The 17,184-nt window shown below is 43.1% G+C and carries 10 protein-coding genes, 6 tRNA genes, 3 rRNA genes and 3 pseudogenes; 17 read left to right on the forward strand and 5 right to left on the reverse strand.

Annotated elements, in window-relative coordinates:
• Positions 1-88 precede the first annotated feature (88 nt).
• The 7 genes from AC4CUZ_RS06785 to tnpC (AC4CUZ_RS06815) all read left to right on the forward strand — a co-directional run bounded on the left by AC4CUZ_RS06785 (position 89) and on the right by tnpC (AC4CUZ_RS06815) (position 3,075).
• A tRNA-Pro gene (locus AC4CUZ_RS06785) sits at positions 89-165 on the forward strand.
• Positions 166-211: 46 nt separating this feature from the next.
• Positions 212-288 (forward strand) — tRNA-Arg (locus tag AC4CUZ_RS06790).
• A gap of 35 nt (positions 289-323) precedes the next feature.
• Positions 324-399: transfer RNA gene (locus AC4CUZ_RS06795), tRNA-His, on the forward strand.
• An 18-nt stretch (positions 400-417) separates the two neighbouring features.
• A tRNA-Pro gene (locus tag AC4CUZ_RS06800) sits at positions 418-494 on the forward strand.
• Between the two features lie 186 nt (positions 495-680).
• Entirely contained in the window at positions 681-1,064 is a 384-nt protein-coding gene (gene tnpA / locus AC4CUZ_RS06805; protein WP_043974824.1) for an IS66-like element accessory protein TnpA, read from the forward strand.
• Complete coding sequence (tnpB, locus tag AC4CUZ_RS06810; protein WP_004684362.1) at positions 1,061-1,396, forward strand: IS66 family insertion sequence element accessory protein TnpB; 336 nt, start codon at positions 1,061-1,063, stop codon at positions 1,394-1,396. The genes tnpA and tnpB overlap by 4 nt, the downstream gene beginning before the upstream one ends.
• A gap of 74 nt (positions 1,397-1,470) precedes the next feature.
• Entirely contained in the window at positions 1,471-3,075 is a 1,605-nt protein-coding gene (gene tnpC / locus AC4CUZ_RS06815; protein WP_490747412.1) for an IS66 family transposase, read from the forward strand.
• A gap of 54 nt (positions 3,076-3,129) precedes the next feature.
• On the opposite strand, the pseudogene AC4CUZ_RS06820 reads toward tnpC (AC4CUZ_RS06815), so the two are convergent.
• The 4 genes and pseudogenes from AC4CUZ_RS06820 to dgcN all read right to left on the reverse strand — a co-directional run.
• Positions 3,130-3,420, reverse strand: a pseudogene (locus AC4CUZ_RS06820) (OmpA family protein); the annotation flags it as partial.
• 13 nt (positions 3,421-3,433) lie between these two features.
• Positions 3,434-3,907, reverse strand: a pseudogene (locus AC4CUZ_RS06825) (IS630 family transposase); the annotation flags it as partial.
• Positions 3,908-3,924: 17 nt separating this feature from the next.
• Positions 3,925-4,318: pseudogene (locus AC4CUZ_RS06830) on the reverse strand (IS630 transposase-related protein).
• A gap of 205 nt (positions 4,319-4,523) precedes the next feature.
• Positions 4,524-5,459, reverse strand: coding sequence for a diguanylate cyclase DgcN/YfiN (dgcN, locus tag AC4CUZ_RS06835; protein ID WP_490748053.1), 936 nt, complete (start codon positions 5,457-5,459; stop codon positions 4,524-4,526).
• On the opposite strand from dgcN, the gene AC4CUZ_RS06840 reads away from it, so the two are divergent.
• From AC4CUZ_RS06840 to AC4CUZ_RS06885, 10 genes are all read left to right on the forward strand, one after another.
• Positions 5,448-6,062: an IS607 family transposase gene (locus AC4CUZ_RS06840; RefSeq protein WP_005402019.1), complete on the forward strand. Its 615-nt coding sequence runs from the start codon at positions 5,448-5,450 to the stop codon at positions 6,060-6,062. The two genes, dgcN and AC4CUZ_RS06840, sit on opposite strands and share 12 nt — an antisense overlap.
• The gene (locus AC4CUZ_RS06845) at positions 6,059-7,213 is read left to right on the forward strand and encodes an RNA-guided endonuclease InsQ/TnpB family protein (RefSeq protein ID WP_005402020.1); all 1,155 of its coding nucleotides are present in this window, start codon (positions 6,059-6,061) and stop codon (positions 7,211-7,213) included. The genes AC4CUZ_RS06840 and AC4CUZ_RS06845 overlap by 4 nt, the downstream gene beginning before the upstream one ends.
• A 237-nt stretch (positions 7,214-7,450) precedes the next feature.
• A protein-coding gene (locus AC4CUZ_RS06850) for an IS4-like element ISAba33 family transposase (RefSeq protein ID WP_115736667.1) occupies positions 7,451-8,541 on the forward strand; the annotation gives its coding sequence in 2 pieces (ribosomal slippage) (positions 7,451-7,991 and positions 7,991-8,541; 1,092 coding nt in all).
• A 541-nt stretch (positions 8,542-9,082) separates the two neighbouring features.
• Positions 9,083-10,620, forward strand: a 16S ribosomal RNA gene (locus AC4CUZ_RS06855).
• A gap of 61 nt (positions 10,621-10,681) precedes the next feature.
• Positions 10,682-10,758 (forward strand) — tRNA-Ile (locus tag AC4CUZ_RS06860).
• A 68-nt stretch (positions 10,759-10,826) separates the two neighbouring features.
• Positions 10,827-10,902: transfer RNA gene (locus tag AC4CUZ_RS06865), tRNA-Ala, on the forward strand.
• Positions 10,903-11,297: 395 nt separating this feature from the next.
• Positions 11,298-14,191, forward strand: a 23S ribosomal RNA gene (locus tag AC4CUZ_RS06870).
• A 175-nt stretch (positions 14,192-14,366) separates the two neighbouring features.
• Positions 14,367-14,481, forward strand: a 5S ribosomal RNA gene (gene rrf / locus AC4CUZ_RS06875).
• The 16S, 23S and 5S rRNA genes sit together here with 2 tRNA genes alongside, the layout of an rRNA operon.
• Before the next feature lie 140 nt (positions 14,482-14,621).
• Positions 14,622-14,927: an IS630 transposase-related protein gene (locus AC4CUZ_RS06880; RefSeq protein ID WP_000122230.1), complete on the forward strand. Its 306-nt coding sequence runs from the start codon at positions 14,622-14,624 to the stop codon at positions 14,925-14,927.
• Between the two features lie 47 nt (positions 14,928-14,974).
• Positions 14,975-15,418 (forward strand): transposase, encoded by a 444-nt coding sequence (locus AC4CUZ_RS06885; RefSeq protein ID WP_178929031.1) that lies wholly within the window; start codon positions 14,975-14,977, stop codon positions 15,416-15,418.
• 137 nt (positions 15,419-15,555) lie between these two features.
• Here the strand turns inward: AC4CUZ_RS06885 and tnpC (AC4CUZ_RS06890) are convergent, their stop codons facing one another.
• The gene (gene tnpC / locus AC4CUZ_RS06890) at positions 15,556-17,160 is read right to left on the reverse strand and encodes an IS66 family transposase (RefSeq protein ID WP_490747413.1); all 1,605 of its coding nucleotides are present in this window, start codon (positions 17,158-17,160) and stop codon (positions 15,556-15,558) included.
• Positions 17,161-17,184: the final 24 nt, after the last annotated feature.

Below are 17,184 nucleotides of genomic sequence, written 5' to 3' on the forward strand. Positions count from 1 at the left end.
TTAAATATAGGTGTTGACGTTATCAAGCGTCACGCCTAGAATGCACACCGTACCGAACGAGATGTTCGATACAAAAGCTGAGATGAATCGGAGCATAGCACAGCCTGGTAGTGCACCTGGTTTGGGACCAGGGGGTCGTAGGTTCGAATCCTACTGCTCCGACCAATTCTTCAAGGCAAGGTTATCCATAATACCTCGTATTATTGGTCATGCGCCTGTAGCTCAGTTGGATAGAGCATCCGCCTTCTAAGCGGATGGTCACAGGTTCGAATCCTGTCAGGCGCGCCATTAGGTAGCTTGGTATTAAGAACCGACACGTTATGGTGGATGTAGCTCAGTTGGTAGAGCCCTGGATTGTGATTCCAGTTGTCGCGGGTTCGAATCCCGTCATTCACCCCAACTTTAAAAAGTTGAAATCGGAGCATAGCACAGCCTGGTAGTGCACCTGGTTTGGGACCAGGGGGTCGTAGGTTCGAATCCTACTGCTCCGACCATTTCTTGAAATGGTCAAGATAAAGATGCCGCGTTGAGCGGTTTTTTTATGCCTGAAATTTAGTAAAGTGCATAAAAAAGCCTTCGTGACGAAGGCTAAAGGTAAGCGTCCGCTGAACACACCTTATGAATTCGTCCTATAAGCCTTAATTTAGTCCTCACTTAAAAACAAGTGGGAACTTAAATTTATGACTACAAATAACCAGACATCCATCGCATCTCTTACGATAAAACGAAGAACATATAGTGCTGAATTTAAACAGCAGATCGTTCAGGCGTGTAAAGCATCGGAGGTTTCAATTGCTTCGGTCGCTTTGCAACATGGATTGAATACAAATCTTGTATCCAAATGGATTCGCTTAATTGATGCTAAGCCAGGGAATGATCGCTCACTACTACCGAATAAACCTGCATTTATTGCCTTATCTTGCTCCGCACCATTAGATCCTATCCCTACTGGCATGTTAACGGTTCAAATTACTTTACCCCACTCAAAAGCAGAAATTGGCTTGAAATGGCAAGTATCAGAAATATCTGCTTTAGCAGAATTACTCAAGGCACTTACAACATGATCCGTATCGATGAAATCTGGTTGTCTACCCAGCCCATGGACATGCGTGCAGGTATGGATACGGCCATGGCTCAGGTGGTGAGAGCCTTTGGCTACATCAAACCGCATTGTGCTTACCTGTTCTGTAATAAACGTGGCCATCGCATGAAAGTGCTGGTACATGATGGACTGGGGATCTGGCTGTGTTCTCGGCGGTTGGAACAGGGAAAATTTCACTGGGCTAAAGTTCATCAGGGTGAAACCCTTGCACTCAGTCCAGAACAGTTACAGGCACTGATCCAGGGTTTGCCTTGGCAGCGCATTGGACGACAGCAAGTGGTCACAATGCTCTAAACTAGCTTGGTCCATTCTGCTATTCTCCAAACGTTCTATTTCATTCTTCTCATGACCTCAGGCATACTGCGGTCATGAATACACTGCCTGATTTAAGCCAACTGACCCATGAACAACTGCTGGAATTTACCCGGCAGTTGGCAATGCAGCATCAGTCTTTGGCACAATCAAATCAAGAATTAGAAAAATCAAACCAGCAATTGGATGCCAAAGTTCAACATCTTTCCATTCTCACGCAAAAATACGAGCATGAGCTCGCACTATTTAAACAGCACAAATTTGGCAGTAAAAACGAACATCTCACTGCAAAACAAATCCATCTATGGGATGAAGCGGTCGAAGAAGATATTGCCGCTGTTGATCTGGAACTGGAACGGCTGAATGCAGATAAAACTGATGCAGCGACACACAAAGCCACAGTCAATAAACCTAAACGTCGACCACTGCCAGATCATCTACACACCATCCGTATTGAGCATGAACCTGCATCAACCCAATGCAGTTGTGGCTGCACCTTGCGTCGTATCGGCGAAGATATCAGTGAAAAACTGCATTTCAGACCGGCACAGTTCTATAAGGAACAGCATGTACGTGGCAAATGGGTCTGTGATCAGTGTGACACCCTGACTCAGCAAGCGATGCCCGCCTATGTTATTGATAAAGGCATTGCTTCACCTGAACTGCTCAGCCATGTGCTGGTATCGAAGTATGCCGATCATTTGCCGCTGTACCGTCAGCGCCTGATCTATCAGCGGGCGGGCATTGATCTGTCCAGATCCACGTTATCTGACTGGATTGGTCGCTGCGGTGTGGAACTGGAACCTCTGGCCAATGCCTTAAAACAGGTGGTGCTGCAACAGCGGGTGATCCATGCCGATGAAACGCCGGTCACCATTATGCGGATGGGTGATAATGAGAAAAAACCAAAGAAAGGTTATGTCTGGGCCTATGCCACCACACAGTACAATCCAGTTCAAGCGGTGATCTATGACTTTCAGGATAGCCGTTCAGGTCAGCATGCAGAAGAGTTCCTGAATGGCTGGCAGGGCCATCTGATCTGTGATGATTACAGTGGTTATAAAGCACGCTTTAAATCAGGCCAGGTCATTGAGGTGGGCTGCATGGCACATGCACGTCGTAAATTTCATGAACTGCATGTGACCGGGAAAAGTCAGATCGCTGAACAGGCCTTAGTGCTGATTCAGAAACTGTATGCCATAGAAGCAGAACTCAGGAAAAAGACCGATGGTACAGCAGAACAGCGCCGCGAATACCGACAACAGCATAGTCAACCGGTGATGCAACAACTGTATGAATGGCTCAACCAGCATCAACTGACGGTGCCATCGAGTTCTCCAACCGCCAAGGCCATCAATTACACTCTGAAGCGTTGGCCAGCTTTAAGCCGCTATCTGGATGATGGCAATTTACCTATAGATAATAATTGGGTTGAGAATCAGATGCGTCCCTGGGCGTTGGGGCGCAAGAACTGGCTATTTGCAGGTTCGCTGCGTAGTGGTCAACGAGCGGCCAATATCATGACCCTGATCCAGTCAGCAAAACTGAATGGGCTGGATCCGTATGCCTATCTCAGTGATGTGCTGAAAAGGTTACCGATCCATAAAGTGACCCAAATAGAAGAATTACTGCCACACCGCTGGAAATCCAACCCAAGTTAAAAAATAGCTATGGGGTTCAGCGGACGCTTACGGCTAAAGATAAAACATAAATGCTTAAGGAATAATAATAATATTCACACGACGATTCAGCGCTCGATTTTCCTTGCTGCTATTTTCTACCAGAGGTTGTGATGCACCGCGACCCATGCTCTGAATATTTTGAGTTTTAAACCCTGTTTCGATAAAAATCTGGCTAACTGTTGATGCGCGTTTCTTCGAGAGTATTTGGTTGTAGCTTGGGTCACCAATATTGTCTGTATGTCCAACCACTTTAATTTTATTTAAATTGTATTGCTGTAGCTGTTTAGAAAGCGCTTCGAGTGCGGATTTTTGAGAGGCTTGAATATAGTCAAACCGCTTATTTACCCATACACTCGTTAAAGAAACGACTAAAAAGCTTATCTATTGAGTTAACCAACCATTTTTTCCTTTTTGCTTTCACCCATGCCCACATTTTTTCAATAGGATTAAGGTCAGGACTATAAGGTGGTAACCAAAGTATTTGATGCCCATGTTGGCTTAATAGATCTTGTATATCTGGTCGTTTATGGAAGGCTGCATTGTCCATGACAATTACACTATTCGAGGGTAGTTCTGGTAATAAAAACTGATCTACCCAAAAATAAAATACATCCGAATTTACTTTGCTATCAAATAAACCCACTGCAAATAACTTACCCTCATGGATTGCTCCTATTGCATTGGTTTGATTTTTTAATTGCCAATTATATGTTCCATAACAAGGAGTTCCCTGTTTTGAATAACCATGAGGTCTATGTTCATGAGATTTAAATCCACTTTCATCAAGATAGATGATCGGGTGTTGATACCTTAATCGGTTTAAATCTTTTAAATACTGCTCTCTGAGTTCTGTTTTTGCTTTCGGGTGCCGTAAGGTCTTTTTTTAACTGTAATATTTAGACGCTTGAGCGCATCTCCAATTGTAGAAGTAGCACAACCAAAACGAGCAGCGCGTTCATATTGATAATCATCAGGATATTGCTCAACATCTGCACGTAAGGCATCATCATCAACTTTAGATGGTTTTCTTGGTCGAGTTCTTTTTATTTCGATTCGCTTTTTCCATTCGACAATTGTATTTTTATTAAGGCTCTAGACTAACATATCTATTCTGCTAGTCTAGAGCCTTATTAATTTCGAAGTGCTGAGCAACCGCTCGGATAGATTGACCTTCTTCAAGCTTGGCTAATATTTTCTTTCTAAAATGTATTGGATAACTCATATCAGTATTGTATTGGTTTTTTGGCGTGCGGACTATATCGGATTGCTCAAATCCAAACAATAATTTTCAGGCAGTCTCAGCGTCCAGCCTTCTTCGTTCAGGGTAAAGCCTTGTTTCTTCAGCATGCGTGTTTGCTTATAGTTGAGGTACCCTAAACTCAGGCAGTCAGATAAAGCAGTGATAAGCATAAATTTGCAAACATGTTTTAACATGAGGGTTCCTGATCAGGATTTATGCAAGGTGTGATATACCACCCTTGAGCTAAGTTTTTGGCTTTATACATGGCATTGTCTGCTTCAGCAATCAAATCTTCAGGCGTTGTTGCACATTTTGAGAAAGCAACGTCAATACTGAAACTAAAATGAATCTGTTGTTGATCAAAAGACAACGGGGCTTTACTGCATTCGATTAAATGCTTGCAAATTAGTTCTAAATGATCATAGTGTTTGATATTACGAAGCAGAATTGCAAACTCATCACCACCTAATCGTGCTACCACATCGTGGCTTCTGACATTCTTTTTTAAGCGTTGAGCCATTTCTTTGAGCACGGCATCACCTGCTAAGTGCCCATAAACATCATTAATGTTTTTAAAGTTATTGTTGTCGATAAAAAAGAGAGCTGTCTGGTTTTTCTCGGGGTGCTCAAATTGATTGAACAAAATATTGTAAAAATAATGACGATTCGGGAGTTTAGTTAACTGATCATGCAACGCTTGATGTGATAACTGAGAGTTTTCGCTTTGTAGTTTTTCATTGGTACGCTGCACTTTATCTAATAAATTATTAAATGCACCACTGATGACGCGAAATTCATAAATGGGAGATGATGGAAGACGTGCTTGATATTGAGTATCAAGATTAAGGCTTTCAACGGTATTGACCATGGGTTGAATCGAGTGCATCAGTTTTTGATAGGTTGAATGTACCAACCACAACATAATCAACAGGATGACAAAAATTCCAACGGAGAGACAAATCAAAAGCTGAAAGAAAAAGCTCATGAGTTGGGTAGCACTTCCGTAAATGATCAATGTCCCGTACTGGTTGTTTTGATGTTTAATGGTGCGTGTCACAGGGTTTGTAACTGCTAATTGAAATCTACTTATTTCTATACTATTATATACAACATGAGTAAATATGTAAGCATTAGCGTTGCAGCTAAAACATTAGGTGTTTCCATTCAAACATTAAGGCGTTGGGATGAAGAAGGCACTTTGGTTGCAGATCGAACCCCTAAAAATCATAGACGATATGATCTGAGTAAGATCACGCCTGAGCAAATACACAAGCCCGATAGTCAACTTCAAAGGAAAACCATTGCATACGCAAGGGTATCGAGTCATGACCAAAAAGAAGATTTAATTCGACAGCAACAAGTTCTTGAAATGTACTGTGCAAATCAAGGTTGGACGTTTGAATTAATCTCCGATCTTGGTTCGGGTATGAACTATAGAAAAAAAGGCTTAAATAAGCTGCTAGAAGCAATCATGAATGATGAAATCGGACGTTTGGTTTTAACGCATAAAGATCGCTTATTGCGGTTTGGTGCTGAGTTGGTTTTTGCCTTATGTGAAGCTAAAAGCGTGGAGATCGTCATTCTTAATAAGGGTGAAAATTTGTCTTTTGAGGAAGAACTTGCTCAAGATGTTTTGGAAATCATTACAGTGTTTTCGGCAAGATTATATGGTAGTCGTAGTAAGAAAAACCAAAAGTTAATACAGGCAGTCAAAGACGCACTATGAGCCGATTCATACGAGGGCATGTAATCCAATTACTGCCAAATAATAAGCAAGCAAGTCATTTCGCTCAAGCGAGTGGTGTTGCTCGTTTGTCGTATAATTGGGCTTTAAAAGAATGGCAACGTCAATATAAAGCAGATAAGGAATATAGAGATCAGTGTGACTATTATGGCGTTCAGGTGGATAAAAAACTTCTAAATAAACCATCCGAAGCTAAAATAAGAAAGCACTTAAACTCGTTCAAGCGTGAGAAATACCCTTTCATGCTTAAAGTGACCAAATGTGCGCCACAACTTGCGATTAAGCAATTGGGTAGTTCATTTGATCGTTTTTTTAATGGTCAATCCAAATATCCAAAGCCTAGAAAAAAAGGCGTAGATGATCGCTTCTCATTATCAAATGACCAATTCAGCATTAAAGATAGAAAAATTAGTATCCCAAACTTGGGTTGGGTAAAAATGACTGAGGATTTGCGTTATCAAGGAAAAATATTATCAGCGAAAATATTTAAACAGGGTGGTAAGTGGTTTGCTTCGATTGCTGTTGAATTAAATCAGCCTGAGAAACTTCACCCCAAAACAGGTTTATCTGTTGGTATTGATTTAGGTGTTTCCAGTCTTGCCACTTTATCTAATGGCGAGGTTGTTCCATCAAGTGCGCCACTAAAGAAACAGCTTGCCAAGTTAAGACGACTTGCTAAGTCTTTTAGCCGTAAAAAGAAAGGTAGTCAAAACAGAGAAAAAGCGAAAACCAAGCTCTCTCGTTTGCACTACAAAATATCATGCTTGAGAAAAAACAATCTTCATCAAGTCACATCTGATTTAGTTAAGCGATTCGATCTGATTGCGATTGAGGATTTAAATGTGAAAGGTATGGTACAAAACCGTAAGCTCTCAAGAGCCATATCGGATATGGGCTTTTATGAGTTCAAGCGACAGTTGATTTACAAGGCTAAACAGCATGGCAAATCAATACTTTCTGTTGGACGATTCTTTCCAAGCAGCAAGATGTGTTCGAATTGTGGTGAATTAAACCAAAACCTGACACTTGCAATGCGTGAGTGGCGATGTTCATGTAACACCCTGCATCACAGGGATATTAATGCTGCCATCAATATTCTAAAACATGCAGATAAAGAATTGGTGGCTACATAAGCCACCAATGGCGGTGAGTTACACCGTGACAGCCTATGGAATTGAGGTAATCCCAAGCGCAATAGCAATTGGTTCTTGATGATGAAGTAGGAATTAAACATTAAACCCACGTAAGTAGGTTTAAGTAGGTTTTAAATAACGGTTAAATAAATTTTGTATTTAAAAGCTTTGTACACGACAAAAAAAGATAACTCATTGAAATAATGGCATAATACTTGTTTTCTGACGACGAATATGATGACACATTTCAATGAGTTACATCTCATCTTAAACAAATATCTAAAGTGGAACAAGTCACATGTAAAATGTTTTACACTGATTATGATTGCATTAATTGTAAAACAGACATGTAATCTTTCTTCTGCATCTAAAGCCTTACCCATCAAGTGCTTACCACAATCATTTTATCGACGTATACAACGCTTCTTTGCAGGTCAGTATTTTGATTATCGTCAAATTTCTCAGTTAATTTTCAATATATTTTCATTCGACAAAGTGCAACTGACTTTAGATAGAACCAATTGGAAATGGGGAAAACGAGATATCAATATCTTGATGTTAGCCATCGTCTATCGTGGAATAGCGATACCTATTGTTTGGACATTGCTCAATAAACGTGGAAATTCAGATACAAAAGAGCGTATTGCTTTGATTCAACGCTTTATCTCTATTTTTGGTAAAGACCGTATTGTGAATGTGTTCGCAGACAGAGAATTTATCGGTGAGAAATGGTTTACATGGTTAATTGAAAATGACATTAACTTCTGTATACGTGTTAAAAAAACTTTATTGTGACCAATCACTTAGCCAGGAATCATAAAATTAGTGATTTATTTCGTCATCTTCAAGTTGGTCAAACTGAATGTCGTAAACGACGTATTTGGGTTGGTCGAGTAAAACTGTATATTAGTGCGCTACGATTAGAAGATGGAGAACTTTTACTTGTTGTTTCTCCTATGTTTAATGCTTCTGCTATTCGTGATTATGCATTACGCTGGGAAATCGAAACCTTATTTAGTTGTCTCAAAGGACGTGGATTCAATCTTGAAAATACTCGTTTAACAGACCCTGGACGAGTCAAGAAATTGATAGCAGTGCTAGCTATCGGTTTCTGTTGGTGCTATTTAACAGGTGAATGGCAACATGATCGAAAAAAAGCGATAAAAATAAAGAAGCATGGACGACTTTCAGTAAGTTTATTTCGCTACGGTTTGGACTATGTTCAAATGGCTATTCTACGTTTGATTGGTTTTGGAAAAAAAGAAGAATTTAAGAAAGTGCTAGCAATTTTAAGAAAGAAAAAGCCTGATAGGACAAGGATCCTATGAAATTTGTCGTGTACAGAGATTTAAAAGCTGTCATTATTCATTTTGCTTGGCAGCGAAAGTGAGCTTATTTTAACGAAAAATAAACAGTGATGGTTAAAATTGCTTTAATAATCGACAAAAATCACATTTTTGACCAAAAAATATGCGCTTGAAATAAAATAATAGAAAAAGTTGTTGCAAGGGATTAGAAATGCTGTAGAATGCACATCCATCGGCGGTGATGTTGATTAAAACTTGTTGAGAAACAAGGATTTAGCCCAAGCGGTAGAATCTGGAAGTCTTGAATAAGTTTAAAAATAATTAACAAAACCAGTTGACTTCTTCTTGAAAGAGAGTAGTATAGCCGACCTAGCTTGCTGATGACGAATCAGCAAGAAGATCATTAAGAGATTATGAAGAACAACTTGTGTGGATTTTTACTGATTGATCGATCGAAAATATTTCATTGATTGATGGTAAAAATTACTCGAAGTTTATTTGAGAAATATTTGTCAGAAAATTGATGAGCCAAGATTTGTAGCCATAAGCTACTAATGATTTTTAACTGAAGAGTTTGATCATGGCTCAGATTGAACGCTGGCGGCAGGCTTAACACATGCAAGTCGAGCGGGGAAGTATAGCTTGCTATACGACCTAGCGGCGGACGGGTGAGTAATGCTTAGGAATCTGCCTATTAGTGGGGGACAACATTCCGAAAGGAATGCTAATACCGCATACGCCCTACGGGGGAAAGCAGGGGATCTTCGGACCTTGCGCTAATAGATGAGCCTAAGTCAGATTAGCTAGTTGGTGGGGTAAAGGCCTACCAAGGCGACGATCTGTAGCGGGTCTGAGAGGATGATCCGCCACACTGGGACTGAGACACGGCCCAGACTCCTACGGGAGGCAGCAGTGGGGAATATTGGACAATGGGCGAAAGCCTGATCCAGCCATGCCGCGTGTGTGAAGAAGGCCTTTTGGTTGTAAAGCACTTTAAGCGAGGAGGAGGCTACTTGGATTAATACTCTAGGATAGTGGACGTTACTCGCAGAATAAGCACCGGCTAACTCTGTGCCAGCAGCCGCGGTAATACAGAGGGTGCGAGCGTTAATCGGATTTACTGGGCGTAAAGCGTGCGTAGGCGGCTTCTTAAGTCGGATGTGAAATCCCTGAGCTTAACTTAGGAATTGCATTCGATACTGGGAAGCTAGAGTATGGGAGAGGATGGTAGAATTCCAGGTGTAGCGGTGAAATGCGTAGAGATCTGGAGGAATACCGATGGCGAAGGCAGCCATCTGGCCTAATACTGACGCTGAGGTACGAAAGCATGGGGAGCAAACAGGATTAGATACCCTGGTAGTCCATGCCGTAAACGATGTCTACTAGCCGTTGGGGCCTTTGAGGCTTTAGTGGCGCAGCTAACGCGATAAGTAGACCGCCTGGGGAGTACGGTCGCAAGACTAAAACTCAAATGAATTGACGGGGGCCCGCACAAGCGGTGGAGCATGTGGTTTAATTCGATGCAACGCGAAGAACCTTACCTGGTCTTGACATAGTAAGAACTTTCCAGAGATGGATTGGTGCCTTCGGGAACTTACATACAGGTGCTGCATGGCTGTCGTCAGCTCGTGTCGTGAGATGTTGGGTTAAGTCCCGCAACGAGCGCAACCCTTTTCCTTATTTGCCAGCGGGTTAAGCCGGGAACTTTAAGGATACTGCCAGTGACAAACTGGAGGAAGGCGGGGACGACGTCAAGTCATCATGGCCCTTACGACCAGGGCTACACACGTGCTACAATGGTCGGTACAAAGGGTTGCTACCTAGCGATAGGATGCTAATCTCAAAAAGCCGATCGTAGTCCGGATTGGAGTCTGCAACTCGACTCCATGAAGTCGGAATCGCTAGTAATCGCGGATCAGAATGCCGCGGTGAATACGTTCCCGGGCCTTGTACACACCGCCCGTCACACCATGGGAATTTGTTGCACCAGAAGTAGGTAGTCTAACCGCAAGGAGGACGCTTACCACGGTGTGGCCGATGACTGGGGTGAAGTCGTAACAAGGTAGCCGTAGGGGAACCTGCGGCTGGATCACCTCCTTAACGAAAGATTGACGATTGGTAAGAATCCACAACAAGTTGTTCTTCATGACGATGTATCTGAGGGTCTGTAGCTCAGTTGGTTAGAGCACACGCTTGATAAGCGTGGGGTCACAAGTTCAAGTCTTGTCAGACCCACCAAATCTGACTAACAAGCATTGTTAAATGCTGAATACAGAAAAACAGAGACATTGACTTATTGATAAGCTGGGGACTTAGCTTAGTTGGTAGAGCGCCTGCTTTGCACGCAGGAGGTCAGGAGTTCGACTCTCCTAGTCTCCACCATATATTGTTCTTCAATATATAAGCTAAGTAGTTAGATTATAGAAATTAGTAAGAGGTAGACATTGGTTTACATTTTATTAACTTCTGTGATTTATCACAGTTTCCTGACCTGACGAAGGCTGGAAAAATCATTAACAGAATATATTTGAGTTGAAATAATTTGTTCATACTCGTTTTTAAGATCGACATTAACAGTGATTTATTACTGATTGATGAAGGTTGAAGAAATGAGTTACTAGCGAAATTAACTGAATCAAGCGTTTTGGTATGTGAATTGAATTGAAGCTGTACAGTGTTTAAGTACACAGAACAACAAACTGTAAGGAAGTGATGAGAAATCATCATAGACTGTCTTAATCCTACTTGTAGGGATTAACGACTGTTTGGGGTTGTATAGTCAAGTAATTAAGTGCATGTGGTGGATGCCTTGGCAGTCAGAGGCGATGAAAGACGTAATAGCCTGCGATAAGCTCCGGGGAGGCGGCAAATATCCTGTGATCCGGAGATTTCTGAATGGGGAAACCCACCTGTCATAAGGCAGGTATCGTATGATGAATACATAGTCATACGAGGCGAACGAGGGGAAGTGAAACATCTCAGTACCCTTAGGAAAAGAAATCAATTGAGATTCCCTCAGTAGCGGCGAGCGAACGGGGAAAAGCCCATTAAGTCATATAAGTTCTAGTGGAATGCTCTGGGAAGTGCAACCATAGTGGGTGATAGTCCTGTACACGAAAGGGCTTATATGATGATGTCGAGTAGGGCGGGGCACGTGAAACCTTGTCTGAATATGGGGGGACCATCCTCCAAGGCTAAATACTCCTGACTGACCGATAGTGAACCAGTACCGTGAGGGAAAGGCGAAAAGAACCCCTGTGAGGGGAGTGAAATAGATCCTGAAACCGCATGCATACAAGCAGTGGGAGCCGACATGTTCGGTGACTGCGTACCTTTTGTATAATGGGTCAGCGACTTACATTCAGTAGCAAGGTTAACCGCATAGGGGAGCCGTAGAGAAATCGAGTCTTAATAGGGCGTTTAGTTGCTGGGTGTAGACCCGAAACCGGGTGATCTATCCATGAGCAGGTTGAAGGTTGGGTAACACTAACTGGAGGACCGAACCCACTGTCGTTGAAAAGCCAGGGGATGACTTGTGGATAGGGGTGAAAGGCTAATCAAACTCGGTGATAGCTGGTTCTCCCCGAAAGCTATTTAGGTAGCGCCTCGGACGAATACCATTGGGGGTAGAGCACTGTTTCGGCTAGGGGGTCATCCCGACTTACCAAACCGATGCAAACTCCGAATACCAATGAGTACTATCCGGGAGACAGACTGCGGGTGCTAACGTCCGTAGTCAAGAGGAAAACAATCCAGACCGCCAGCTAAGGCCCCAAAATTATAGTTAAGTGGGAAACGATGTGGGAAGGCATAGACAGCTAGGAGGTTGGCTTAGAAGCAGCCACCCTTTAAAGAAAGCGTAATAGCTCACTAGTCGAGTCGGCCTGCGCGGAAGATGTAACGGGGCTAAAACTATATGCCGAAGCTGCGGATTTGCAATTTATTGCAAGTGGTAGGGGAGCGTTCTGTAAGCCGATGAAGGTGTATTGAGAAGTATGCTGGAGGTATCAGAAGTGCGAATGCTGACGTGAGTAACGACAATGCGAGTGAAAAACTCGCACGCTGAAAGACCAAGGGTTCCAGTCCAACGTTAATCGGGGCTGGGTGAGTCGACCCCTAAGGCGAGGCCGAGAGGCGTAGTCGATGGGAAATTGGTTAATATTCCAATACTTCTATGTAATGCGATGAGAGGACGGAGAAGGTTAAGTCAGCCTGGCGTTGGTTGTCCAGGTGGAAGGTTGTAGGCATGTATCTTAGGCAAATCCGGGGTACTGTATGCTGAGAACTGATAGCAAGCTGTACTTGTACAGTGAAGTGGCTGATACCATGCTTCCAGGAAAAGTCTCTAAGCTTCAGTTACATAGGAATCGTACCCGAAACCGACACAGGTGGTCAGGTCGAGTAGACCAAAGCGCTTGAGAGAACTCTGCTGAAGGAACTAGGCAAAATGGTACCGTAACTTCGGGAGAAGGTACGCTGCCGACGGTGATAGGATTTACTCCTTGAGCTATTGGCAGCCACAGAAACCAGGCCCCTGCAACTGTTTATTAAAAACATAGCACTCTGCAAACACGAAAGTGGACGTATAGGGTGTGATGCCTGCCCGGTGCTGGAAGGTTAATTGATGGGGTTAGCGTAAGCGAAGCTCTTGATCGAAGCCCCAGTAAACGGCGGCCGTAACTATAACGGTCCTAAGGTAGCGAAATTCCTTGTCGGGTAAGTTCCGACCTGCACGAATGGCATAATGATGGGGGCGCTGTCTCCAGCAGAGACTCAGTGAAATCGAATTCGCCGTGAAGATGCGGTGTACCCGCGGCTAGACGGAAAGACCCCGTGAACCTTTACTGCAGCTTGACATTGAACTTTGATCTTACTTGTGTAGGATAGGTGGGAGGCTTTGAAACCGAGACGCTAGTTTCGGTGGAGCCAATCTTGAAATACCACCCTGGTAATATTGAGGTTCTAACTCTGTCCCGTTATCCGGGACGAGGACCATGTCTGGTGGGTAGTTTGACTGGGGCGGTCTCCTCCTAAAGAGTAACGGAGGAGTACGAAGGTGCGCTCAGCGTGGTCGGAAATCACGCGTAGAGTATAAAGGCAAAAGCGCGCTTAACTGCGAGACCCACAAGTCGAGCAGGTACGAAAGTAGGTCTTAGTGATCCGGTGGTTCTGTATGGAAGGGCCATCGCTCAACGGATAAAAGGTACTCTGGGGATAACAGGCTGATACCGCCCAAGAGTTCATATCGACGGCGGTGTTTGGCACCTCGATGTCGGCTCATCTCATCCTGGGGCTGAAGCAGGTCCCAAGGGTATGGCTGTTCGCCATTTAAAGAGGTACGCGAGCTGGGTTTAGAACGTCGTGAGACAGTTCGGTCCCTATCTACCGTGGGCGTTGGAAATTTGAGAGGATCTGCTCCTAGTACGAGAGGACCAGAGTGGACGAACCTCTGGTGTACCGGTTGTGACGCCAGTCGCATCGCCGGGTAGCTATGTTCGGAAGGGATAACCGCTGAAAGCATCTAAGCGGGAAGCCTACCTCAAGATAAGATTTCCCTAGGACTTTATGTCCTCTAAAGAGCCGTTGAAGACTACGACGTTGATAGGTTGGATGTGGAAGCATAGTGATATGTGAAGCTGACCAATACTAATTGCTCGTGAGGCTTGACTATACAACACCCAAACAGTTGGTGTTGTGGTTCAAATCACTGCAAACAACTTGATTTAGTTATAAAGCTAGATAAAATATTCAACTCAAATATACCTGTTAATAACTCATTTGATGAAAGTTAGGCACGAAGAGCACTGCTCTGAGGTTAGACCCAACGAATAGTCATAAACAGTTGTGCTGGCGACAATAGCAAGAGTGAACCACCTGATCCCTTCCCGAACTCAGAAGTGAAACCTCTTAGCGCTGATGGTAGTGTGGAGTTATCCATGTGAGAGTAAGTCATCGCCAGCTCATTAATTCTAAATCCCCCTAACTCAAATGAGATAGGGGGATTTTTTTATGCAAGGAATGGTAAATAATAAAAAATAAACGAATCAATCGTCTAATTGAGATATATAGTCAAATCATTATAAAACCAATACAATGGTGCAATGAGTTATTCAGAACATTTTAGACGTAAAATTTTAGCTAAGCTTGAGGAAGGTTATTCTATTCGAGCGGTAGCTGCACAATTTGAAATTAATAAAAATACCATTGTTGAATGGAAGAAACGTATAGAGATTAAAAAAACTCGTGTACGTAAACCTTCTAAAATTAACGATGATGCTTTACGTGAAGATGTTGAAAAGTATCCTGATGCTTATCAATATGAACGTGCTGCACGTTTTAATTGTGGTGTTTCATCTATTGGTGCTGCATTAAAGCGCTTAAATATTACAGTTAAAAAAAGACGTTAAGCCATCCTAAAGCAGATACAAAGCTTAGGGATAAATTTATTCTGCAAGTGAATGAATTAGAAAAAAACCATCCGATTATTTATCTGGATGAAAGTGGTTTTAAGTCACATGATTATAGACCTCATGGCTACTCACGAAAAGGAGTACCCTGTTTATGGCAATATAATTGGCAATTAAAGAATCAGACCAATGCCATTGGAGCAATCCATGAGGGTAAGTTATTTTCAGTCGGTTTATTTGACTGCAAAATCAATTCAGATGTTTTTCATTTTTGGATTGAGCAATTCCTCATACCGGCATTACCAGAAAATAGTGTAGTGGTTATGGATAATGCAGCATTTCATAAAAGAGCAGATATTCAGGAGTTATTGGAACAACAAGGGCATAAAATTCTTTGGCTTCCTGCATACAGCCCTGATTTAAATCCTATAGATGAGCGATATATCGTGCAAGGTGGGCATGGGTTAAACGTAAGCGTAAAGAATGGTTAATCGACTCAGTCGATGAGTTATTTCGATTTTTTTTCGAATCCTGTATGAATAATAAAGTAGTTTGACTATAACTTGTTGTTTAACAAGTGGGTTTAATTATATGGACGTAAGCGTCCGCTGAACCCCATGTCTATTTTTTAATTTGAGTTGGATTTCCAGCGGTGTGGTAGCAATTCTTCTATTTGGGTCACTTTATGGGTCGGCAATCTTTTCAGCACATCACTTAAATAGGCATACGGATCCAACCCATTCAGCTTTGCTGACTGGATTAAAGTCATGATGTTTGCCGCTCGCTGACCACTACGCAGCGAACCTGCAAATAACCAGTTCTTACGTCCCAACGCCCAAGGCCGCACCTGGTTTTCCACCCAATTATTGCAAATCGGTAGATTGCCATCATCCAGATAGCGGCTTAAAGCTGGCCAACGCTTCAGAGTGTAATTGATGGCCTTGGCGGTTGGAGAACTCGATGGCACCGTCAGTTGATGCTGGTTGAGCCATTCATACAGTTGTTGCATCACCGGTTGACTATGCTGTTGTCGGTATTCGCGGCGCTGTTCTGCTGTACCATCGGTCTTTCTCCTGAGTTCTGCTTCTATGGCATACAGTTTCTGAATCAGCACTAAGGCCTGTTCAGCGACCTGACTTTTCTTGGTCACATGCAGTTCATGGAATTTACGACGAGCATGCGCCATGCAGCCCACCTCAATGACTTGGCCTGATTTAAAGCGTGCTTTATAACCACTGTAATCATCACAGACCAGATGGCCCTGCCAGTCTTTCAGGAACGCTTCAGCATGCTGGCCTGAACGACTATCCTGAAAGTCATAAATCACGGCTTGAATTGGATTATATTGGGTTGTTGCATAGGCCCAGACATAACCTTTCTTCGGTTTTTTCTCATCATCACTCATCCGCATGATGGTGACCGGCGTTTCATCAGCATGGATCACCCGCTGTTGCAGCACCACCTCTTTTAAAGCATTGGCCAGAGGTTCCAGTTCTACACCGCAGCGACCTATCCAGTCAGATAAAGTTGATCTAGAAAGCTCGATTCCCGCCCGCTGATAGATCAGACGTTGACGGTACAGCGGCAAATGATCGGCATACTTCGATACCAGCACATGGCTGAGCAATTCAGGTGAAGCAATGCCTTTATCAATCACATAGGCGGGCATCGCTTGCTGAGTCAGGGTGTCACACTGATCACAGACCCATTTGCCACGCACATGCTGTTCCTTATAGAACTGTGCCGGTCTGAAATGCAGTTTTTCACTGATATCTTCGCCGATACGACGTAACTGGCAGCCACAACTGCATTGGGTTGATGCAGGTTCATGCTCAATACGGATGGTGTGTAGATGATCTGGCAGTGGTCGACGTTTAGGTTTATTGACTGTGGCTTTGTGTGTCGCTGCATCAGTTTTATCTGCATTCAGCCGTTCCAGTTCCAGATCAACAGCGGCAATATCTTCTTCGACCGCTTCATCCCATAGATGGATTTGTTTTGCAGTGAGATGTTCGTTTTTACTGCCAAATTTGTGCTGTTTAAATAGTGCGAGCTCATGCTCGTATTTTTGCGTGAGAATGGAAAGATGTTGAACTTTGGCATCCAATTGCTGGTTTGATTTTTCTAATTCTTGATTTGATTGTGCCAAAGACTGATGCTGCATTGCCAACTGCCGGGTAAATTCCAGCAGTTGTTCATGGGTCAGTTGGCTTAAATCAGGCAGTGTATTCATGACCGCAGTATGCCTGAGGTCATG

This window comes from Acinetobacter sp. 789_lipA (assembly GCF_058242845.1).